The organism is Amycolatopsis sp. NPDC051371 (genome assembly GCF_040682155.1).
In the GTDB taxonomy this organism is placed as follows: Bacteria; Actinomycetota; Actinomycetes; order Mycobacteriales; family Pseudonocardiaceae; genus Amycolatopsis.
In genome coordinates this window covers 97,310-115,752 of record NZ_JBFBAG010000015.1, presented here as the reverse complement: position 1 = coordinate 115,752, position 18,443 = coordinate 97,310, and the positions used below count along the sequence as shown (strand labels likewise).

Genomic DNA, 18,443 nt, shown 5'->3' with positions numbered 1-18,443 from the left:
GAGTTTCACTCACCTGGGCACAACGAAGTGGGAGGTGCGGATGACCGTCATCGTGGTGATGGGGGTGTCAGGCTCCGGCAAGACGACGATCGGCACGGCGCTCGCGAACGCGCTGGACGTCGAGTACGCCGAAGCGGACACGTTCCATCCGCAGGCCAACATCGACAAGATGACCGCGGGACATCCCCTGACGGACGCCGACCGCGCCCCTTGGCTCGAAGCGATCGCCGGCTGGATCCGCGAGCACCAGGCCGCCGGCGGCGTCGTGACGTCGTCCGCGCTCAAGCGCCGGTACCGCGACGTGCTGCGGACCGGCGGGAAAGTCTGGTTCGCCCACCTGCACGGCGACCGCGAGATCCTCGCCGATCGCATGAAGTCCCGCTCGGGCCACTTCATGCCGGTGTCGCTGCTGGACTCCCAGCTCGCCGACCTGGAACCCCTCGAGCCGGACGAGCCCGGCGCGATCTTCGACATCCGCGACACGCCCGCGGAGATCACCGACGCGGCCCTCGCCGCCTTCCGGGAGCGCTCATGACCACCCTCGCCGCCGCCTGGACCGGCCACGACACCCGCCTCATCGTCGCGACGCTCGTCGCGATCGCCGTCATCGTCGTGCTGATCACGAAGGTGAAGCTGCACCCGTTCCTGTCGCTGGTGCTCGGCTCGCTGATCCTCGGCCTGACCGCCGGGATGCCGGTCGACAAGCTGTTGAAGAGCTTCAGCGGCGGCGTCGGCAGCACGGTCGCGTCGGTCGGCATCCTGATCGCCCTCGGCGCGATGCTCGGCAAGCTGCTGGCCGACTCGGGTGGCGCCGACCAGATCGTCGACACGGTGCTCGGCAAGGCCCGCGGCGCCGCGCTCCCCTGGGCGATGGCGCTGGTGGCGGCGCTGATCGGGCTGCCGATGTTCTTCGAGATCGGGCTCGTCATGCTCATCCCGGTGGTGCTGCTCGCGGCCAAGCGCACCGGGAAACCGTTGATGCTGCTGGGAATCCCGGCCGTCGCCGGGCTTTCGGTGCTGCACGGCCTGGTCCCACCGCACCCCGGTCCGCTCGCCGCCGCGGGGGCGCTGAACGCGAACGTCGGGATCACGCTGGCGTTCGGCCTGCTCGTCGGCATCCCGACACTGGTCATCGCGGGCCCGCTGTTCGGCAAGCTGGCCGCGCGGCTGGTGCCGGACGCCGCACCGCCCGAGCGCCTGATCCCGGAGCGCGCGGATCCGGACAAGCCGCGGCCCAGCTTCGCCGCGACGCTCACGACGGTGCTGCTGCCGGTCGTGCTCATGCTCGCGAAAGCGCTCTCGGACATCTTGCTGGCCAAGGAAAGCCAGGCGCGCAAGATCCTCGACTTCGTCGGCGACCCGCTGATCGCGTTGCTCGTGGCGGTGCTGGTGGGCATGGTCCTGCTCGGCCGCCCGGCGGGCCTCGACCGCTCGCGACTGTCCACTGTGGTCGGTGACTCACTGGGCCCGATCGCGGGGATCATCCTGATCGTCGGCGCGGGCGGCGGGTTCAAGCAAACCCTGGTCGATGCGGGCGTCGGCGACGTCATCACGGGCCTGGCCAAGGACGCGCACCTGTCGCCCCTGCTGCTCGGCTGGCTGGTGGCGGTGGCGATCCGCCTGGCGACCGGTTCGGCGACGGTGGCGACCGTTTCGGCGGCGGGGATCGTGGCTCCGCTGGCGGCCGGGATGGATCCTTCGCACAGTGCGCTGCTGGTGCTCGCGATCGGCGCGGGGTCGCTGTTCTTCTCACACGTCAACGACGCCGGGTTCTGGCTGGTCAAGGAGTACTTCGGACTGTCGGTCGGGCAGACGCTCAAGAGCTGGTCGGTGATGGAGACGCTGATCTCCGTGGTGGCGATCGCCCTGATCCTGCCGCTGTCGCTGCTGGTCTAGCGCCGATGCCATGAAGGGCACCCTCGTGGGCTTAAGAACCATGAGGGTGCCCTTCATGGCGTTGAGCGGTGCGGCCTAGAGGACGACGCCTTCGATCACGTCCGGCAGCTGCACCACGACGTACGACACCGCCACAGCGGGAACGACCAGCACCGCGAACCGCTTCATCCCGGCAGCGCGAAAGCCCTGCCGGGCCAGCACCGCAAACGTCCCCACCAGCGCGACCACGCCGAGCGGCAGACCACGGTCGAGGTCGAACCCACCCGCGTCGTAGGCGTCGGCGAGCAACAGCCCGACGGCCGCGCTCGTCGCGAGCGCGCCCCGCCACGTGTCCTCCCCGATCGCGTGGAACAGCCAACCCAGTGCCAGTCCCGCGACCACGGCGAACCCGCACCAGAGCACCATCGTGTCGACGGCGACCTCGTACGGCATGCCCGGGTACTTGATCCCGTAGAACACTTTCTTGCCGATGTAGAACGCCACCACCGCCCCGACCAGCAGTGACACCGCCCGTACACAGGCCCGGCGCACATCGGCACGGGCGGCGACCAGAGCCACCGCGAGCACCCACAGCCCCAAGCTGTGCGCGAGCAGCCGGAGCGCCGGCGAGTAGTAGCAGTAAGCGGCGAAGAACCCCGTTACCAGACCGGCGACGCCGCACAAGAGCACCCGGCGAGCCGCCCCCACGATCATCAAGCCAACCTACCGATCCGTTGACATGTGACCTTTTGGTCACCTATTCTCGCTGACGTGCCCGACGACGACCTGGTGTTCAAGGCGCTGGCGGATCCGACCCGCCGGTTCCTGCTCGACCTGCTCTTCGAGCGCGACGGCCGCACGCTCACCGAGCTGGAGACCCAGGTCGACATGACCCGCTTCGGCGTCATGAAGCACTTGAAGCTCCTGGAAGAGGCCGGGCTCGTCGTCGCGCGGAAGGAAGGCCGCGAGAAGCGGCACTTCCTGAACCCCGTGCCCATCCGGCAGATCCACGACCGGTGGATCGACAAGTACACCGAACGCCACGTCACCGCCCTGCTCGACCTCAAGAACGAACTGGAAGGCGAAGAACCATGACGACCACCGTGCAGGTCCACCGCGTCTACATCAAGGCCACCCCGGAGCGCATCTGGGAAGCCATCACCAAGCCCGAGTGGACGCGGAAGTACGGCTACACCGGCCTCGCCGACTTCGACCTCAAGGTCGGCGGCAAGCACCGCACGCGTCCGACGCAGGAGTTCATCGACGCCGGGTTCACCGGTGACCTCGTCGACGGCGAAGTCCTCGAGGTCGATCCGCCGCGCAAGCTCGTCATCACCTGGAAGCTGCTCATGGGTCCCGAGGAGATGGGCGCCGAGCCGTACACCACGCTCACCTACGACATCGAGGCGACGAAGACCGCCGGCACCAGACTGACCGTCACCCACGACGTCACCGGTGCGCCGCTCACCGGTGACATGGTCGCCGGGGTGCACGAGGACGTCAACGCCGGGCCGGGCGAGAACGCGGGCGGCGGCTGGGACTGGATCCTGTCGGACCTCAAGTCCCTGCTGGAGACCGGCGAAATCCTGGTCCCCGCGCCGTGAATGGTTCTGGTGGCCTGCCTCGCGCCGCTTCGAGGCAGGCCACCAGGTCTATGCGCGCTGGGTCGCCGCCTTCAGGGACGCCTTCGCGGCGTCCGACGCGCCCAGCGTGTCCAGTCCGAACAAAGCCGCGCCCACCACGGGGTTCACGTCGACGACGCGGACCACCGCGCGCGGCGCGACCTTGAGGCACCGGCGTTCGATCTCCGCGATCACCGGCGCGCCGACCCCGGTCAGCACCCCGCCACCGAGGACGATCTCCGGTGCTTCCGCCGTCAGGTCGAGGTTCCGCAGGATCACCGCCGCGAAGACGCTGACCTCTTCGACGAACCGGGTGACGATGTCCGACGCGACCTCGTCGCCCGCCGCCGCCACCTCGAACAGCAGCGGGCACAGCCCGTGAATCGAGGCGGCAGGGATTTCTTCGAAGTGCAGGCCCTGCACGACGTCCAGCAGCGTCGGTTTCCCGAAGTACGCCGCCACCGCCGGCATCAACGCGGTCCGCGGGCCGCGGCCGTCTTCGGCGCGCACCGCCCACCACAAGGCCTCTTCGCCGAGCCGGTAGCCGCCGCCCCAGTCGCCGGAGATCTTCCCCAGCGCGGGAAAGCGGTGCACGCGGCCGTCCGGGCCGACGCCGGCGCCGTTGATCCCGGCACCGCACACGACCGCGACGCCCACCCCCGCGCTGCCCGCCCGGAGCAGCGCGAGGGTGTCGTTGCCGACGGTCAGGGTGTCGCTCCAGCCCCGGGCCGCCAGCGCCGCGTGCAGCGTCTCCTCCTCGCGCGGGAAGTCCAGCCCGGCCAGGTAGGCGGAGGTGTGCACCGCGAACGGCTTCTCCCCGAAGGCCGGGTAGGCCTCCAGAACCAGGCCTTCCAACGCCGTGACGCACGCCGCGACGCCGATGTTCTGCGGCGACGCGCCGGGGCCGCGCGACTTGCCCAGCACGACGCCGTCTTCCGAGATCACCAGGACCTCGGTCTTGCTGTTGCCGCCGTCGATCGCGATGACAGCGGGCCTCATCCGCGCGCCCAGGGCAAGTACTCGCGGTTGATCTGCACCAGCGAATCGGCCAGCGTGTCGGCCTTCGTGTACTGCCCGACCAGCGGGTGCGCCAAGAGGGCATCCGCCACGCGGTCGCGGCCGCCCTTGACCGCCGCTTCCAGCGCGAGGAACTCGTACGCCGTCGTCGCCGAGATGAGCCCCGAGAACTGCGGCTCCACCGTCGGCTGCGGGATCGGCGTCGCGCCGGAAGAGTCCACAGTGGATCGTGACTCGATGACGGCGTCGTCCGGCAGGAACGGGAAGGTCCCGTCGTTGCGGACGTTCACGACGTGCTCCTCGGCCGGCCCGCCCGCGGTCAGCGCGTGCACCAGCTGCACCGCCGCCTCGGAGTAGTACGCCCCGCCGCGCTTCTCCAGCGACTCCGGCTTGGTGTTCTGCTCCGGGTCGAGGTAGATCTTCAGGAGCTCTTCCTCGACGTCGGACACGACGTCCGCGCGCGGGCGTTCGGTGCGCTGCTTGGTGACCTGCTCGTCGTGCGCGTAGAAGTACTTCAGGTAGTACGACGGCACGACGTTCATGCGCCGCAACCACTTCTCCGGCACGCTCACCTCGTTGGAGAGGTAGTCCAGGTGCTGGTCCAGCAGCTCCGGCAGCCGGTCGACGCCGTCGACGAGCGCGCCGCGCTCCCAGCTCAGGTGGTTGAGCCCGGTGTGGACGAGCTTGACGTCGTTCGCACCGACCCCCAGCAGCTTCCCGAACTGCCGCTGCAGGTTGATCGCGACGTTGCACAGCCCGACCGCGCGGTGCCCCTCGTTGAGCAGGGCGCGGGTGACGATGCCGACCGGGTTGGTGAAGTTGACGATCCACGTGTCGTCGCCGGCGATCTTGCGGACGCGCTCGGCGATGTCGAGCACCACCGGCACCGTGCGCAGCGCCTTCGCCAGCCCGCCGGCGCCGGTCGTCTCCTGGCCGACGCAGCCGCAGGCGTGCGGGAACGTCTCGTCGGAGCGCCGTGCCCGCTGCCCGCCGACGCGCAGCTGGATCAGCACCGCCGACGCGCCGTCGACGCCCTCTTCCAGCGACTGCGTGGTCCGCACCTGCGCAGGGTGGCCGGCGTGCGACAGGATCCGCTGGCTGAACCCGCCGACGGCCTCGACGCGGTAGGCGTCCGGGTCGACCAGCACGATCTCGTCGACGTCCAAAGTGGAGCGGCGGCCGGCGATCCCGTCGATCAGCTCCGGCGTGTAGGTGGACCCGCCACCGACGACTGCCAGCTTCATCCCTTGACTCCCGTGAATGTGATGCCCTTGACGAACGACTTCTGGGCGAAGATGAACAGCACGATGACCGGCGCCATGATCAGCGCGGTCGCCGCCATCGTCATGTTCCACTCGACGTGGTGCATGCCGCGGAAGGACGCGATCGCCAGCGAAAGCGGCCAGTGGTCCTGGTTCTCCCCGGTGTAGAGCAGCGGCCCGAAGTAGTCGTTCCAGGTGAACAGGAAGCAGAACATCGCGGTGGCGGCGATCCCCGGCTTGGCCATCGGGATCAGCACCCGGTACATCGCCTGGAACTCGTTGCAGCCGTCGATCTTCGCGGCTTCGAGGTAGTCCTTCGGAATGGTGAGGAAGAACTGCCGGAGCAGGAAGATCGAGAACGCGTCGAAGAAGAAGTAAGGCACGATCAGCGGAACGAGCGTGCCGGTGAGCCCCATCCGCACCCACAGGTCGTACAGCGGCACGATGGTGACCTGCGGCGGCAGCATCATCGCGGCCACCGTGAGCATGAAGAACAGGTTCTGCCCACGCCACCGCAGTTTCGCCAGCGCGTAGGCCGCCGGGATCGCCGAAAGCAGCGCGCCGATCGTCGCCAGCGCCGAATACAGCAGGCTGTTGCCGAAGTACTCGAGCAGCGGCGCCTTCTTGAACACCGTCACGAAGTTCTCGAAGTGCCATTCGGTCGGCCACAGGCTCGCCGTCATCGCCTGGTCGCTCTTCATCACCGCGGTGAGGAACACGAACAGCAGCGGCAGCATGAAGATCACGCCGAGCGCGATCCCGGTCGCGTGCAACGCGATCCAGGACAGCCGCTTGTCCCACGTCCGCTTGAACCGCACCCGCGGCGGGACGCCCGCCGGTTTCTGCGGCGCTTCGGCCAGTGCGGTCATGCCCCCTCCTCCTGGTGCTGGGACTTGCGCAGCTGCCTGACGAGGATCCAGGTGAAGCCCGCGCTCACGATGAACAGCAGCACCGCCATCGCCGCCGCGTAGCCCATGTTGAAGTAGCGGAAGCCCTGGACGTACAGCCAGATCGGGTACGTCAGCGTCGAGTTCTGCGGCGCGCCGATGAGCTTCGAGTTGCCGGCGACGTCGGCGGTGCCCGCCGAGGCGGACGCGGCCACAATCGCCTGCGTGAAGAACTGCAGCGCGTAGATGATCGAGTTGACCACGCCGAAGAGCAGCACCGGCGAGATCGAGGGCAGCGTGACGTGCCAGAACCGGCGGACCGGGCCGGCGCCGTCGAGCTCGGCGGCCTCGTACTGCTCGGTCGGGACGTCCAGCAGCGCGGCCAGGATGATGATCATCAGCTCGCCGGAGCCCCACAGCGCGAGCAGCGTCAGCGCGGGCTTCGACATGGCCGGGCTGTTGAACCACAGGCCGCCGTCGATGCCGATGAGCCGCAGGAACCGGTTCACCGGGCCGAATTCGGGGTTGAACACGAAGACGAACGCCAGCGTCGCCGCCGCGGGCGGGGCCAGCGTCGGCAGGTAGCACAGCGTCCGGACCAGGCCGACGCCCGACTTGAGCCGGGAGATCACCGACGCGATGCCGAGCGAGAACAGCACCCGGCACGTCGTCAGGATGACCACCAGCCACAGCGTGTTGTACGCCGCGACGCCGACGAGCGGCTCGGTGGTGAACATCCGGACGTAGTTGTCGAACCCGATGAACTGCGGCGGGTTGATCAGGTCGTACTTGGTGAAGGAGTAGTAGACCGTGGCGATCAGCGGGTAACCGAAGAAGACCAGGAACCCGATGAGTGCCGGGGCCATGAAGAAGAAGACGGTCCGGCGGCGCTTGGCCCGGCGGGCCCCCGCCCGCGCCTTTGCAGGCGCGGCCGGGGTTCCGTCGGTTTTCTCGGAGAGGGTGCGGGGCGAGGCACTCTTTACCGCCGAGGCCCCATCGGGTGGAGTCATCCGCCCGCGCCCTTTTGCTTCAGTTCGTCGTTGATCTGCGCATCCACCTTCTTCAGGCCTTCGGTCAGATCGGGGATCGAGCCGGCCTGCCACTTCTCGGCGAAGTCGTTGACGGCCTTGAGGTGCGCGTCACCGATCGGCGTGGTCTGGTTCGACACGAGCTTGCCGCTGTCGTACATGTCGAGGAACGTCTTGAACTGCGGCTGCAGGTCGAGGCGCGGCGACGTCAGCGAGGCCTTCGTGCTGGGCACGTTCTTCAGGCCGTTGGCCATGTCGACCAGGGTGTCGGTGTCCAGGGTGACCTGCTTGATCAGCTCCCACGCGGCGCCGGGGTTCTTGGCGCCCTTGGGGATCGCGATGATCGTGCCGGTGGTGAAGGCACTGCCGTACTTGTCCGCCATGGTGGTGAGCACCGGGGCGGGCGCGGTGGCGTAGTTCAGGGTCGGCGCCTGGTCCTTGATGAACGCGGTGCGGAACTCACCGTCGTAGATCATCGCCAGCTTGCCCTTCTGGAAGCCGTTGTCGGCGGAGTACTCGTCACCGAGACCGGCCTTGAACTTCTCGACCTTGTCGTGGCCACCGAGTGCGTCGATCAGCTTCTGCTGGAACTCGAACATCGCCTTCCAGCCGGGGTTGCTGGCGAGGTCCGACTTGCCGTCCGGGCCGATGAACGGCGCACCGAAGTTGGGTGCCCAGTACTGGGCCTGGTTGGCGTAGAACGGCATCGACGGCAGGAAGCCGGCGACCTTGATCGAGCCGTCCGCGTTGTACTCGGTCAGCTTCTTGGCGTCCTCGAGCAACTCGTCCGTGGTCTTCGGCGGCGAGGTGACGCCCTTCGCCGCGAACATGTCCTTGTTGTAGTAGAAGCCGTAGACGTCGGCGAGCATCGGCATCGCGCACCGCTTGCCCTGGTACTCGGTGTAGTTGCGGACCGCCTCGGGGATTTGATCGAGGTCGATCTTGTCGCGGTCGATGTAGGGCTTCAGGTCCTGGAAGCTGCCGTTGGAGCACCAGGCGCCGAGGTTGTCGGTGTAGAACGAGATCGCGACGTCGGGCGGGTTGCCACCGCGGATCGACTGGGTGAGCTTGTCGTCGTCCTGGTTGCCCTCGTGCTTGATCTCGATGTTCGGGTACTTCGCCTTGAGCTTGTTCAGGCCCGCCGTCACCACGCCGTACTCGCGGTCGGTGAACTTGCTGTAGACCGTGATCGTGATCTTGTCGTCCTTGCCGGGCGCGGCGGCCGCGTCACCACCCCCACTGGGTGCGGCGGCGCCGGAACAGGCGCTGGTCAGCAGGACGGACGCCGCGGCCACGGCGATTAACGCTGCACCGCGACGGGTCCGGGTGGTAGGGGGCATGGCCCTCCTCCTCATCGGTTGGGGCTACTCGGTTGGGGACGGGGCGGAACGGGTGTTCGGGAGGGCCTCCGGGGTCTTGCCGAGTGGCTCTCCGACCGCGGGCCTGCGCGACCCGAGGAGTGTGGGGGTGACGACGCCGAAGACGTCCTCACGGGCGGTGGCCAGCGCGGACTGCAGCGCGCCGGCGCGGACGGCGTTGCCCTGCACCGAAGCGCAGCCGACAGGCGTGCGCGGCAGGACCAGTTCGTGGAGCTTTTCCTGCACCAGCGCGGCGAAGTTCTCGCCGCCGGCGCGGCTGGTGTCGCCGCAGAGGAGCACGAGCTGCGGATCGGCGACCGCGACGAGGTTGGCGATGCCGCCGGCGACGCGCCGCGCGAGATCGTCGAGGAAGGGGTGGCTCGTGCCGGCCTGGGTGACGGCGTCCCAGGCGGTTTCGGCGGTGATGCCGTGGGCGGCGGCGAGACGGCAGACGGCGGGCGAGTCGACGAGGTTGCCGAACCGGGCGCCGGCCTCGGGCCAGACGTCGCCGGTGTCCACGGTGGCCGGGTCGGGCACGCGCATCCAGTCGATCTCGCCGCCCCCGCCGGTGGCGCCGCGCAGCAGCCGTCGCCCGATGACGACCGCGCCGCCGACGCCTTCGGACAGCCACACCATGGCGAAGTCGTCGACGTCCTGGGCCTGCCCGACGCTCATCTCCTCGACGGCGACGAGGTTGACGTCGTTCTCGATGAGAACGTCGACGCCGAGGTCCTCGCTGAGCCTCTGCGGGACGTCGAAGCCGAGCCAGCCGGGGATGTGCGGAGCGGAGGAGAGCAGGCCGGTCCGCGGGTCGAACGCGCCCTGCGCGCCGATCACGACGTGGGCCAGCTGGTCGCGGGTGATCCCGGCTTCCCCGGCGACGTGGCTGAGGGCCTCGCCGAAGGTCCCGACGACGTCGGCGCCTTCGTGGACGGGCAGCGGGATCCGGTACTCGGCGAGCACGATCCCGGCGACGTCGGCGACGACGAAGTCGGCGAGGTGCGGGGTGAGGTCCACGGCGGCGACGAAGGCGAGGCTGCCGTTGGCCGCCCAGAGCTGCGCGCGGGGACCCCTGCCACCGCCTCGGACACCGGCCTTCATGACGAGGTTGTCCAGCTCGAGCCGGGTGATGAGCTGCGCGGTGGCGGGCTTGGAGAGCCCGATGGCGAGCTCGAGCTCGGCACGCGTCAGCCGGCCCTCACGCAGGAGGACCTCGATGGCGGCGCGATCGTTGATCTCGCGCAGCATCCGCGGGCTACCGGCTCGCACTCGTCCCTCCGGACTTAATTAGGATACTTTACAGACGGTTTCGCAGGACTGTAGTGAGCCGGGGCACAGTCGTCAACGGGCTCCGGAAACGGGGAGGTAACGCTTGGGGTCGCGCTGGGCCACGTGGCGGAAACACCGGTGAACGTGTTGCGCCGGGGCGCGGGGGCCTGGTCAGCGGATTTTCGGTTGCCTCGCCGAGGATGCTGGAGGCATGGAACCGCCTGAGGATGTGCTCGGCTGCCCGGTGCCGATCGCGCGGTTCGTCGCGCGGACACCGCTCGCGGTCGTCGCCTTGCAGCACGTGGTCGCTTACCCGGGTGGCTGCAGCTTCATCGTGCACCTGTCGGTGCGGCGGGGCTCGCTGGACTTTGCGACGTGGCAAAGCATCGACGTCACGCTCACCGGCGGCTATCCCGGCACCACCGAAACCGACCTGCGGTTCCGCGTCAGCCAGGGTTCCGTGGTCGAGGTCGGCGGCGGAGCGAGCTACGACGACCGGCGATACCGGGGTGACCGGCAGCTGTGGGTGTCGCCGCTGCCAGCCGGGCCGTTCGAATTCAGCGTCGAGTGGCGGAAGGTCGGCCTCGCCCGCACCGCCACCACGATCGACGGACAGGCCATCTCCGAAGCGGCGGCGCGGGCCGAGCCGTACTGGCCTACTCCTCCGCGTCCGCCCAAGCCTTGAGCATCACGCGGGCGATGGACGAGTTGCCCGGCAGGATGATCTCCGCCGCACCGTCGGCGATCGGCGTCGGCCGCGCGCCCTCGTTGCGCAACGAACTGTTCGCGAACGCGTCGCGGACCTCAGCGCGAGAAACCCACAGCGCTTCTTCGATCTCACCGTCAGCGGGCACCAAGGGAGCAGCACGATCCGCCCGGGCCGTGAACCCCAGCATGATCGACCGCGGGAACGGCCACGGCTGGCTCCCGAGGTAACGGACGTCCGATACGACCGCCCCGACCTCCTCGCGGATCTCGCGCAGGACGCACGCCTCGAGCGACTCCCCCGCCTCCACGAACCCGGCCAGCACCGAGTACCGCCCCGCCGGCCAGATCGGCTGGCGGGCCAGCAGCACGTGCGAACCGTTGACGCCCTCCTGCGAGTGGACCAGGCAGATCACCGCCGGGTCCGTGCGGGGGTACTCCTCGCGGCCGTCGTTCGTGCACTTGCTCGCCCAGCCGAACTGGATCAGCTCCGTCGGGTGGCCGCAGCGTGTGCAGAACTTCGCCTGGCGACGCCAGTTCCGCAGCGCCTGCGCCGTCGTGAACAGGCCCGCCGACGTGTCGTCCAGCAGGTCTCCGTACCCGCGCAGCTCGACCCAGATCTCGCCGTCGGCACTCGGGACCTCCTCGACGAAGCCCCAGCTGCCCGCCATTTTCACCGTGCCGGCGTCACCGGACGGCCCGCCCGGCAGCGACCAATAATCCGTGTCCTGCCACTCGCCGAGGAACACCGCGTCCGCCGGCGGCGAAGCGCCGAAGTCGACGGCCTTGCGGAACGCCAAGACCGACGCGCCTTCGGCCACCGGGGTGCGCCCGGCGTCGTCCAGCAGGACGACCCGGGCGTCGGCCCAGCGCGACAACAGTCGCGAGGGGTTGGTGCGCAACCCTTCCTGACGGTCCACAGTGGATCGTGACAGGGTGGGCAGGTCCTCCAGGGCGAACGGGACGGACATCAGGCCGGCTCGCCCACGACGACGTCGCCGAGGGACCGGAGCTTGCGTTCCAGGACGCCCGCGTCACCGACCACCACACCCGTGAACCGCTTGGGGGCGAAGAACTTCAGCGCTGCCTCGGCCACCTCGTCGGCGGTCACCGCCGCCACCCGCGCCGGGTGCTCGGTGAGCCACTCCAGCCCGAGCCCGGTCGAGGCCAGCGCCAGCACCTGGCCGGCCAGCCCGGACTGCGACGACGTCGACGTCAGCAGCGAGCCGATCGCGTACTGCCGCACGGACTCCAGCTCGTCGCCGACCGGCGGGACCTGGCCGAGGCGGCCCAGCTCGTAGCGGGTCTCCAGCAGCGCCGGCGCGGTCGCGTCGGTCGCGGTGTCCGCGTCGACGTTGACCACCGCGGTGCCGTCGGTGAACTCGAACCCGGAGTGCGCGGAGTACGTGTACCCCTTGTTCTCGCGGATGTTCTCCACCAGCCGCGACGAGAAGTACCCGCCGTAGGCCAGGTTCGCCAGCTGCAGCGCCGCGTAACCCGGGTCGGTGCGCGGCACGGTCTGCGCCGAAAGCCGGATCTGCGACTGCACGGCCCCGGCGCGCGGCACCAGCAGCACGTCCGGCCCGGTCAGGTCCGGCAGCGGCGGCAGCCGCACGGCGGAGCGGTCGGACGCCCAGCCGCCGAGCACCTTCTCCAGCTCGCCCACGACGGCGGCCGGGTCGATGTCGCCGACCAGCACCAGCACCGCGCCGCGCGGCAGCACCGACGCCCGGTGCAGCGCCCGGACCTGCTCGGGCGTCACGACCGCGACGTCCTCGGCCTTGGGCACCTCGCGCGTGGCCGGGTGGTCGCCGTAGCGGTGCTTCTGCAGCGCCTCCCGCGCGATCGTGCGCGGCTGCGTGCGCGAGACGGCGATCCGCTCGACCAGCCGTTCCTTCTCGCGCGCGATCTCTTCGTCGGCGTACGTCGCTCCGGTGAGGACGTCACCGAGCACGTCGAGGAACGTCGGCAGCTTGTCGGCGAGCGCGGATCCGGTCAGCACCAGGCGTTCCGGGTCGACGCCGGCGCCGATGTCGCCGCCGATCAGCGCCAGCTCGGCGTCGATCTCGATGCGGTTGCGGCGCGCGGTGCCGGTCAGGATCGTCTCGGCGAGCACCTCGGCCGTCGCCGGGTGCAGCGCGTCGTCGCCCGCGAACGGGATCCACAGCCGCGCCTCGACCATCGGCACGGTCGCCTTGCGCACGGCCAGCACGCGCAGGCCGTTCGGCAGCTCGGTGTCCACATGGGACAGATCGCCGGCGGCGCGCTGCTCGCCGAGCGGCGGCAGCGGGCGCGGCCCCCGCGTGGTGCGGCCGATCTCCTCGGCCGTGCGGTGCGTTGCAGAAGTCACTGCTCGTTGTTCCCTTCCGAAGCGGGCTTGACCACCAGCACGGCGCGCGCGTCCGGGCGCAGCGCCTTCGCCGCGGCCGACACGGCTTCCGAGGTGACGGCGGACATCCGGTCCGCGAGCTGGTGGACCAGCGACGCGTCACCGTAGAGCAGCTCGAACGAGCCGAGCGCGAGCGTCCGGCTCACCAGCCGGTCGTGCTCGGAGTGCAGGCTCGCCGCCCAGCGGGCGGTGACCTTCCGCAGCTCCTGCTCGTCCGGCGGGTTCTCGGCGATCTTCTCGAGCTCGTCGTCCAGTGCGGCGAGCACGCGCTCGCGCGGCACCTCGTGCGGGTGGATCAGGGTGATGGTGAACGTGTCGGGGTCGCGGGCCTCGAACGGGCCGAACAGCCCGGCGCCGGCGCCGATGTCGACGACCAGCGGCTCCTTGTGCACCAGCCGCTGCTGCAGGCGGGAGCCGTCGCCGTCGGTCAGGACGCCGGCGAGCACGAGGTAGGCCAGGTATCCGTCGACGTCGTTGATCGGGTCGGGCATCCGGTAGCCGATGCCGAGCGCGGGCAGCGGGGCGTGCGGGTCTTCGACCTCGCCGCGCAGCTCGGTGGTCGGCAGCGGCTCGGCGAACGACGGCCGCTGCGGCGCGGGCCGGTGCGGAACGTCGCCGAAGTGCTGCTCGATCAGCTCCTTGGCGGCGCCGATCTCGAAGTCGCCCGCCACGGTGAGCACGGCGTTCGCCGGCGCGTAATAGGTGTCGAAGAACGCCGCGCAGTCTTCGACCGTGGCGCTCTCGAGGTCCTCGAAGCCGCCGTAACCGTTGTGCGCGTTGGGGAACGTCGAGTACAGCACCGGCGGCAGGGTGATCCACGGGAACCCGCCGTACGGCCGGTTCAGCACGTTGAGCCGGATTTCTTCCTTGACGACGTCGATCTGGTTCGCCAGGTTCTCGGCGGTCAGCTTCGGCGCGCGCATCCGGTCGGCTTCGAGGAACAGCGCGCGCTCCAGCGCGGCGCTCGGCAGCACCTCGAAGTAGTCGGTGTAGTCCGGGTGGGTGGACCCGTTGAAGGTGCCGCCGCTGGACTGCACGTGCCGGAAGTGGGCGAGCTTTTCCAAGCTTTCGCTGCCCTGGAACATCAGGTGCTCGAAGAGGTGCGCGAACCCGGTGCGCCCCTCCGGCTCGGAGCGGAAGCCCACGTCGTAGTGGACGCTGACGCCGACCACCGGCGCGGTCGTGTCGGGTGCGAGGACCACGCGCAGACCGTTGTCGAGGGTGTATCGGACGAGCTCGGGATCGGCCATGGCCCCACCCTACGACGGCTCGGCGCCTCCTGGCTTCCCGGCTGCCGGGTGAGAACCGGTGTCCGCGGCCACCGTGGCGAGCAGGCGCCCGCGGCGGGCGCCGGCGAAGGTGCCCGCGAGCGCCGTCGCGAAGGATCCGGCCTGGTCAGGGCTGATGTCGCCGTCGTGCCAGTACACCGTCGGAGGGTGCTCGAGGCCGGCGAACGCGGCCACCCACGGGCCTAGTTCGCCCAGAGCTGACGCGTACGGCAGGCCGCGCGAGAACACCAGCTCACGCTGCGGCTCGTCGAAGTCCTTCGCCCGTACCGAGGCGAGTTCTTCCGCGACGCCGCGGAGCCGGCGCGCGACCTCGGCACCCGCGTGACGGCGCGCGGGCAGCGCGGCCGAGACGGCGACGGCGGCGGCCCCGGCCAGCGTGAGGATGACGCCGAGCTGGGCGTACCCGGCGGTCAGCGCGAGCAGGACGGTGAGGAACACGCCGTAGAGGACGACCCGGGCCCCGGCGCGCCCGAGCCGCCGTGTCGCGAACCAGCCGCGCCGGACGACGTCGGCGTCCAGCTCGGCCCGTGGGACTTCGACGTGCTGCTGCCGCAGTTCGGCGAGTGTCACCGTGTCGTCCCCGTCCTCCGGCAGGACGGCGTCGAAGACGGCACGTTCGAAGGGCGTCAGGTGCTCGTCGGCGGGGTTGCGGCGGGTCAGCCGGGAGCCGTCGCTCACCCAGAGGTAGTTGCGGACGGCGAGGTCCAGCACGGTGGCGGCCAGGTCGGCGGGCCCGGCGCGGCCGTGCAGCAGCACGCCGACGTGCCCCGGCAGCACGCCGGCGGGCGACGTGAACTCACCCGTCGCTTTCACGTGAAAGCTCCCACCTGAGGGCGCCGCTTCCACGGGAAAGCGGCGCCGACGGGCGAGGAGCACCCACGCGGCCGCCGCCAGCAGGAGCACGCCGAAGCCCACCCAGGCCCAGCCGACCGGGGCGGTGAGCACGAACGCGCCGGCGATCGTCTTGGCGGGAACGAGTTCCACGTTCTCCGGGACGGTGCCCGCGGGCAGCTCGACAGTCGTTGTCATCCGCTGGCCCGCGGCCAGGTTCTGCTGGCTGAACCGCGTCAGCCCGGCGTGGTCGATCTGCGCCGCGGCGCACGGGAAGTCGGAGTCCGGCGGCCCGGCGAGGCAGTCGACGGCGGTGGGGATCCGCGGCGCCGCGAAGGAGGCACGGATGAACTTGAGGTCGGTGCTCCAGCCGCCGGCCAGCTCCCACGTGACCCGGTCGCCGTCGACCGCACCGTCCACTGTGTACCGGACGATCGACGTGCCGGCGGTCAGGTGGACGGTGAACGCGTCCTGGTCGACGCTCGCCGTCCCGCTGCCTTCGAGGACGACGTCGCGGACGCCGTAGACGCGATCGCGGTGGTGCGGCGCCGCGACCCGCAGCGGGACGCGGCGGTCCATCGTCACGCCGTTGGGCACAGAGATCGCTTCAGCGACCGAAAGTTCGCCGTTTCGCTCGACTTTCAGCTGGATCTCGGCGCTTTGCGGCACGGTGGGCAGCGGCGGCTGGTCCACCGGCGCCGCGGCCAGGAAGAGCGCCAGCACCGCTCCGGCGAACACGGTCAGCGGGACGCGCGGGCGGACGCGGTGAGCAGCCCGTCGAGCGCCGTCAGGAACGACGGGAAGTGCGCGCCGAAGCGGCGCAGGTCGTGATCGGACTCCATGCCGCCGTACCAGTAGAGCCCGGCCGAGCCGTCCGATGCCGGGTTGAGCGCGGCGAAGGTGCCGAGCCAGCGTTCGGTGTCGCCCAGGACGACCGCGTACGGCAGCGAGCGCGAGAACACCATCTCGCGGTCGGCCGGCGGGATGTCCTCGGCCTTGGCGGTGTGCAGGTAGTCGAGCAGGCCGCGGACCTGGCCGACGAGCACCCGGCCGCGCGCGGTGCGCGAGGGCAGCAGCGCGGCCGCCGCGGCGACGGCCAGGCCGGCCAGCGCGACTGCGACGCCGAGCAGCGCTTCGCCGATCGTGAAGGTGAGGACCGCGGTGGCGACCGCGCCGAGCGCGAAGATCCCGGCGCCGAGCCAGGTCAGCCGGCTGCGGGCGGTGTCCGGACGGCGGGAGAACCAGCGCTTGGTGACGACGTCGGCGTACATCGCGTCGCTGATCTTGCGCAGGTCGAGGCGGCCGCGGTTGCGCAGCTGCGACACCAGCACGGCGTCGGTGCCGGCCGGCAGCAGCGTCTCGTAGACGGCGCGTTCGAAGTCGTGGAGGTGCTCGTCCGGCGGGTTGCGGCGGGCGATCTGCCAGTCGGGCCCGTTCGGTCCCGGCACTTCGGCGAGCCAGAGGTAGTTGCGGACGGCGAGGTCCACGACGGTGGCGCTGATGTCGACGACGTCGACGGTCTCGTCGACGACGGTGCCGACCTGGCCGGGCAGGACGCCGTCCGGACTGGCGAAGAACACGCGGTCGCCGTCGCGGAGCAGGACCTCGACCGGGCCGGTGGCGGTCGTGAGCGCGCCGGCGTCTTCCTTGCGGCGGCGCTGGACGAAGATCCCGCCGGCGATCAGGAAGACGAGGAGGAGCGCGAAGACGAGGCCGGTCAGCGGGGTGAAGGCGAAGGCGGTGGCGAAGAGGCCGACGTCGGCGAACTCGGCGTTGGCCGGGACGGTGTTCGCGGGGAGGCCGACGAGCAGGTCGACGCGGTCGCCGGGCTGGACGTCGTTCTGTTCGAGACGGACGACGCCGGTGTGGTCGAGCTCGGCGAGGGTGCAGCGCTGGTTCGAGCCGATCGGACCGGCGAAACAGTCCACAGGGGACAGTCGCGGCGACGGCGCGAGGAAGGAGGCGGTGAGCTTGGCGAGCGGGGTGTCGAAGCCGCTCGCGACCTGCCAGCGGGCTTGCTGACGGCCGCTCTGGTCGGCGATGGCGCCGTCGACGGTGTACGTCACGGTTCCGGTGCCGCCGGTGAAGGTGAGGACGAGCTGGTCGCCGGTGAGCTGGCTGCTGGCGGTGCCTTCGGTCTTGATGTCCCGGGCCTTGAAGACGCGGTCCTGGTCGTCACCGGCCGAGACTTTCAGCGGGACGCGCGAGGTGAGCTGCTTGCCGCCGGGGACGGTGACCTTCTCGGTGACCTGAAGGGTGCCGTCGCGCAGGACTTTGAGGGCGACGTCGGCGGTGGCGCCTTCGGGCGGCTGGACGTTTTGGCCGTCGAGCTGCTGGGGCTTCTTGACCTGTTCGGACGGCGCGTTCGGCAGGACGGGCCCGGCGGAAGGGCCTTGCGCGGCGGCCGGTCCGGCGGTCAGCACGGTCGCCACCGCGGCGACCGCGGCCACTGTCCCCCATTTGCTCAACACAGCACCACACCCTAGAGCACCCGCTCTATGCTGACGCCCGGAACGGCGAGATCTCCGCAGGTACGCCGGTTCCGACGGGGAAATCGCACGGGGGGTTCCGCTTTCATGACGCAAGGCCCGCAGGGTCCTGGCTCCGGTCCCGGCTCTGGTCCTGGCCCACACGACCCGCGGCGGCCGCCACCCGGGCGTGGTCCGTTGCCGCCGCCGGGGGTCCGGCCGCTGCCACCGCCCGGGGTTCGGCCGTTGCCGCAGGGGCGGCCGGGGCAAGGCCCTGGGCCCGGTGGTCCGCGGCAAGGGCAGGCGCCCGGTGGGCCGGGGCAAGCGCCGCAAGGCACGCCCGGGCCGGGGCAAGGCGGCGCACCGCACGGCCGGCCCCACCTGCCCGGGCAGCCGCCCCTAGCGCCCGGCCAGAGTCCGCAAGGACCCGCCGGCGCACCTGG

Annotated in this window: 17 protein-coding genes; 5 read left to right on the top strand and 12 right to left on the bottom strand. The window is 70.5% G+C overall.

Annotated elements, in window-relative coordinates:
- Positions 1 to 40 precede the first annotated feature (40 nt).
- Positions 41 to 535, top strand: coding sequence for a gluconokinase (locus AB0M59_RS20175; protein WP_364617017.1), 495 nt, complete (start codon positions 41 to 43; stop codon positions 533 to 535).
- Entirely contained in the window at positions 532 to 1,896 is a 1,365-nt protein-coding gene (locus AB0M59_RS20170) for a gluconate:H+ symporter (protein ID WP_364617015.1), read from the top strand. The genes AB0M59_RS20175 and AB0M59_RS20170 overlap by 4 nt, the downstream gene beginning before the upstream one ends.
- A 75-nt stretch (positions 1,897 to 1,971) precedes the next feature.
- Here AB0M59_RS20170 and AB0M59_RS20165 read toward each other — a convergent pair whose 3' ends face one another.
- Positions 1,972 to 2,589 carry a DUF6518 family protein gene (locus tag AB0M59_RS20165; RefSeq protein WP_364617013.1) on the bottom strand — a complete coding sequence of 206 codons (618 nt, stop codon included), beginning with the start codon at positions 2,587 to 2,589 and terminating at the stop codon, positions 1,972 to 1,974.
- A gap of 57 nt (positions 2,590 to 2,646) precedes the next feature.
- Here AB0M59_RS20165 and AB0M59_RS20160 point away from each other — a divergent pair, with 57 nt between their 5' ends.
- Together AB0M59_RS20160 and AB0M59_RS20155 are read left to right on the top strand one after the other, a co-directional pair.
- Positions 2,647 to 2,970 (top strand): metalloregulator ArsR/SmtB family transcription factor, encoded by a 324-nt coding sequence (locus AB0M59_RS20160; protein ID WP_285482766.1) that lies wholly within the window; start codon positions 2,647 to 2,649, stop codon positions 2,968 to 2,970.
- Positions 2,967 to 3,479 (top strand): SRPBCC domain-containing protein, encoded by a 513-nt coding sequence (locus AB0M59_RS20155; protein WP_364617011.1) that lies wholly within the window; start codon positions 2,967 to 2,969, stop codon positions 3,477 to 3,479. Before AB0M59_RS20160 ends, AB0M59_RS20155 begins: the two co-directional genes overlap by 4 nt.
- 48 nt (positions 3,480 to 3,527) lie before the next feature.
- On the opposite strand, the gene AB0M59_RS20150 is transcribed toward AB0M59_RS20155, so the two are convergent.
- The 6 genes from AB0M59_RS20150 to AB0M59_RS20125 all read right to left on the bottom strand — a co-directional run bounded on the left by AB0M59_RS20150 (position 3,528) and on the right by AB0M59_RS20125 (position 10,297).
- Positions 3,528 to 4,496, bottom strand: a complete 969-nt coding sequence (locus AB0M59_RS20150; RefSeq protein ID WP_364617009.1) for a BadF/BadG/BcrA/BcrD ATPase family protein — start codon at positions 4,494 to 4,496, stop codon at positions 3,528 to 3,530.
- Positions 4,493 to 5,758 carry a 6-phospho-beta-glucosidase gene (locus AB0M59_RS20145; RefSeq protein ID WP_364617007.1) on the bottom strand — a complete coding sequence of 422 codons (1,266 nt, stop codon included), beginning with the start codon at positions 5,756 to 5,758 and terminating at the stop codon, positions 4,493 to 4,495. The genes AB0M59_RS20150 and AB0M59_RS20145 overlap by 4 nt, the downstream gene beginning before the upstream one ends.
- A complete protein-coding gene (locus tag AB0M59_RS20140; RefSeq protein WP_364617005.1) occupies positions 5,755 to 6,645 on the bottom strand; it encodes a carbohydrate ABC transporter permease in 891 nt (296 codons plus the stop codon). The genes AB0M59_RS20145 and AB0M59_RS20140 overlap by 4 nt, the downstream gene beginning before the upstream one ends.
- Complete coding sequence (locus tag AB0M59_RS20135; protein WP_155549517.1) at positions 6,642 to 7,529, bottom strand: sugar ABC transporter permease; 888 nt, start codon at positions 7,527 to 7,529, stop codon at positions 6,642 to 6,644. Before AB0M59_RS20135 ends, AB0M59_RS20140 begins: the two co-directional genes overlap by 4 nt.
- Positions 7,530 to 7,669: 140 nt before the next feature.
- Positions 7,670 to 9,031 (bottom strand): extracellular solute-binding protein, encoded by a 1,362-nt coding sequence (locus tag AB0M59_RS20130; protein WP_364617003.1) that lies wholly within the window; start codon positions 9,029 to 9,031, stop codon positions 7,670 to 7,672.
- Positions 9,032 to 9,055: 24 nt separating this feature from the next.
- A complete protein-coding gene (locus AB0M59_RS20125) occupies positions 9,056 to 10,297 on the bottom strand; it encodes an ROK family transcriptional regulator (RefSeq protein WP_364617140.1) in 1,242 nt (413 codons plus the stop codon).
- Between the two features lie 232 nt (positions 10,298 to 10,529).
- On the opposite strand from AB0M59_RS20125, the gene AB0M59_RS20120 reads away from it, so the two are divergent.
- Complete coding sequence (locus tag AB0M59_RS20120) at positions 10,530 to 11,003, top strand: hypothetical protein (RefSeq protein WP_364617001.1); 474 nt, start codon at positions 10,530 to 10,532, stop codon at positions 11,001 to 11,003.
- Here the strand turns inward: AB0M59_RS20120 and nudC are convergent.
- The 5 genes from nudC to AB0M59_RS20095 are packed head-to-tail and all read right to left on the bottom strand — an operon-like array spanning position 10,975 to position 18,003.
- Positions 10,975 to 11,994: an NAD(+) diphosphatase gene (gene nudC, locus AB0M59_RS20115; protein WP_364616999.1), complete on the bottom strand. Its 1,020-nt coding sequence runs from the start codon at positions 11,992 to 11,994 to the stop codon at positions 10,975 to 10,977. The genes AB0M59_RS20120 and nudC overlap by 29 nt on opposite strands.
- On the bottom strand, positions 11,994 to 13,373 hold the full coding sequence (locus AB0M59_RS20110; RefSeq protein ID WP_364616997.1) for a pitrilysin family protein: 1,380 nt from the start codon (positions 13,371 to 13,373) through the stop codon (positions 11,994 to 11,996). Before AB0M59_RS20110 ends, nudC begins: the two co-directional genes overlap by 1 nt.
- Positions 13,370 to 14,662, bottom strand: a complete 1,293-nt coding sequence (locus AB0M59_RS20105) for a pitrilysin family protein (RefSeq protein ID WP_364616995.1) — start codon at positions 14,660 to 14,662, stop codon at positions 13,370 to 13,372. The genes AB0M59_RS20110 and AB0M59_RS20105 overlap by 4 nt, the downstream gene beginning before the upstream one ends.
- A 9-nt stretch (positions 14,663 to 14,671) precedes the next feature.
- Positions 14,672 to 16,270 carry a DUF2207 domain-containing protein gene (locus tag AB0M59_RS20100; RefSeq protein ID WP_364616993.1) on the bottom strand — a complete coding sequence of 533 codons (1,599 nt, stop codon included), beginning with the start codon at positions 16,268 to 16,270 and terminating at the stop codon, positions 14,672 to 14,674.
- A 2-nt stretch (positions 16,271 to 16,272) separates the two neighbouring features.
- Positions 16,273 to 18,003 carry a DUF2207 domain-containing protein gene (locus tag AB0M59_RS20095; RefSeq protein ID WP_364616991.1) on the bottom strand — a complete coding sequence of 577 codons (1,731 nt, stop codon included), beginning with the start codon at positions 18,001 to 18,003 and terminating at the stop codon, positions 16,273 to 16,275.
- Positions 18,004 to 18,443: the final 440 nt, after the last annotated feature.

Coding starts and splice junctions, on each gene's coding strand:
- AB0M59_RS20175 (WP_364617017.1), top strand. CDS start 41: ATGACCGTCATCGTGGTGATGGGGGTGTCAGGCTCCGGCAAGACGACG.
- AB0M59_RS20170 (WP_364617015.1), top strand. CDS start 532: ATGACCACCCTCGCCGCCGCCTGGACCGGCCACGACACCCGCCTCATC.
- AB0M59_RS20165 (WP_364617013.1), bottom strand. CDS start 2,589: ATGATCGTGGGGGCGGCTCGCCGGGTGCTCTTGTGCGGCGTCGCCGGT.
- AB0M59_RS20155 (WP_364617011.1), top strand. CDS start 2,967: ATGACGACCACCGTGCAGGTCCACCGCGTCTACATCAAGGCCACCCCG.
- AB0M59_RS20150 (WP_364617009.1), bottom strand. CDS start 4,496: ATGAGGCCCGCTGTCATCGCGATCGACGGCGGCAACAGCAAGACCGAG.
- AB0M59_RS20145 (WP_364617007.1), bottom strand. CDS start 5,758: ATGAAGCTGGCAGTCGTCGGTGGCGGGTCCACCTACACGCCGGAGCTG.
- AB0M59_RS20140 (WP_364617005.1), bottom strand. CDS start 6,645: ATGACCGCACTGGCCGAAGCGCCGCAGAAACCGGCGGGCGTCCCGCCG.
- AB0M59_RS20135 (WP_155549517.1), bottom strand. CDS start 7,529: ATGGCCCCGGCACTCATCGGGTTCCTGGTCTTCTTCGGTTACCCGCTG.
- AB0M59_RS20130 (WP_364617003.1), bottom strand. CDS start 9,031: ATGCCCCCTACCACCCGGACCCGTCGCGGTGCAGCGTTAATCGCCGTG.
- AB0M59_RS20125 (WP_364617140.1), bottom strand. CDS start 10,297: ATGCTGCGCGAGATCAACGATCGCGCCGCCATCGAGGTCCTCCTGCGT.
- AB0M59_RS20120 (WP_364617001.1), top strand. CDS start 10,530: ATGGAACCGCCTGAGGATGTGCTCGGCTGCCCGGTGCCGATCGCGCGG.
- nudC (WP_364616999.1), bottom strand. CDS start 11,994: ATGTCCGTCCCGTTCGCCCTGGAGGACCTGCCCACCCTGTCACGATCC.
- AB0M59_RS20105 (WP_364616995.1), bottom strand. CDS start 14,662: ATGGCCGATCCCGAGCTCGTCCGATACACCCTCGACAACGGTCTGCGC.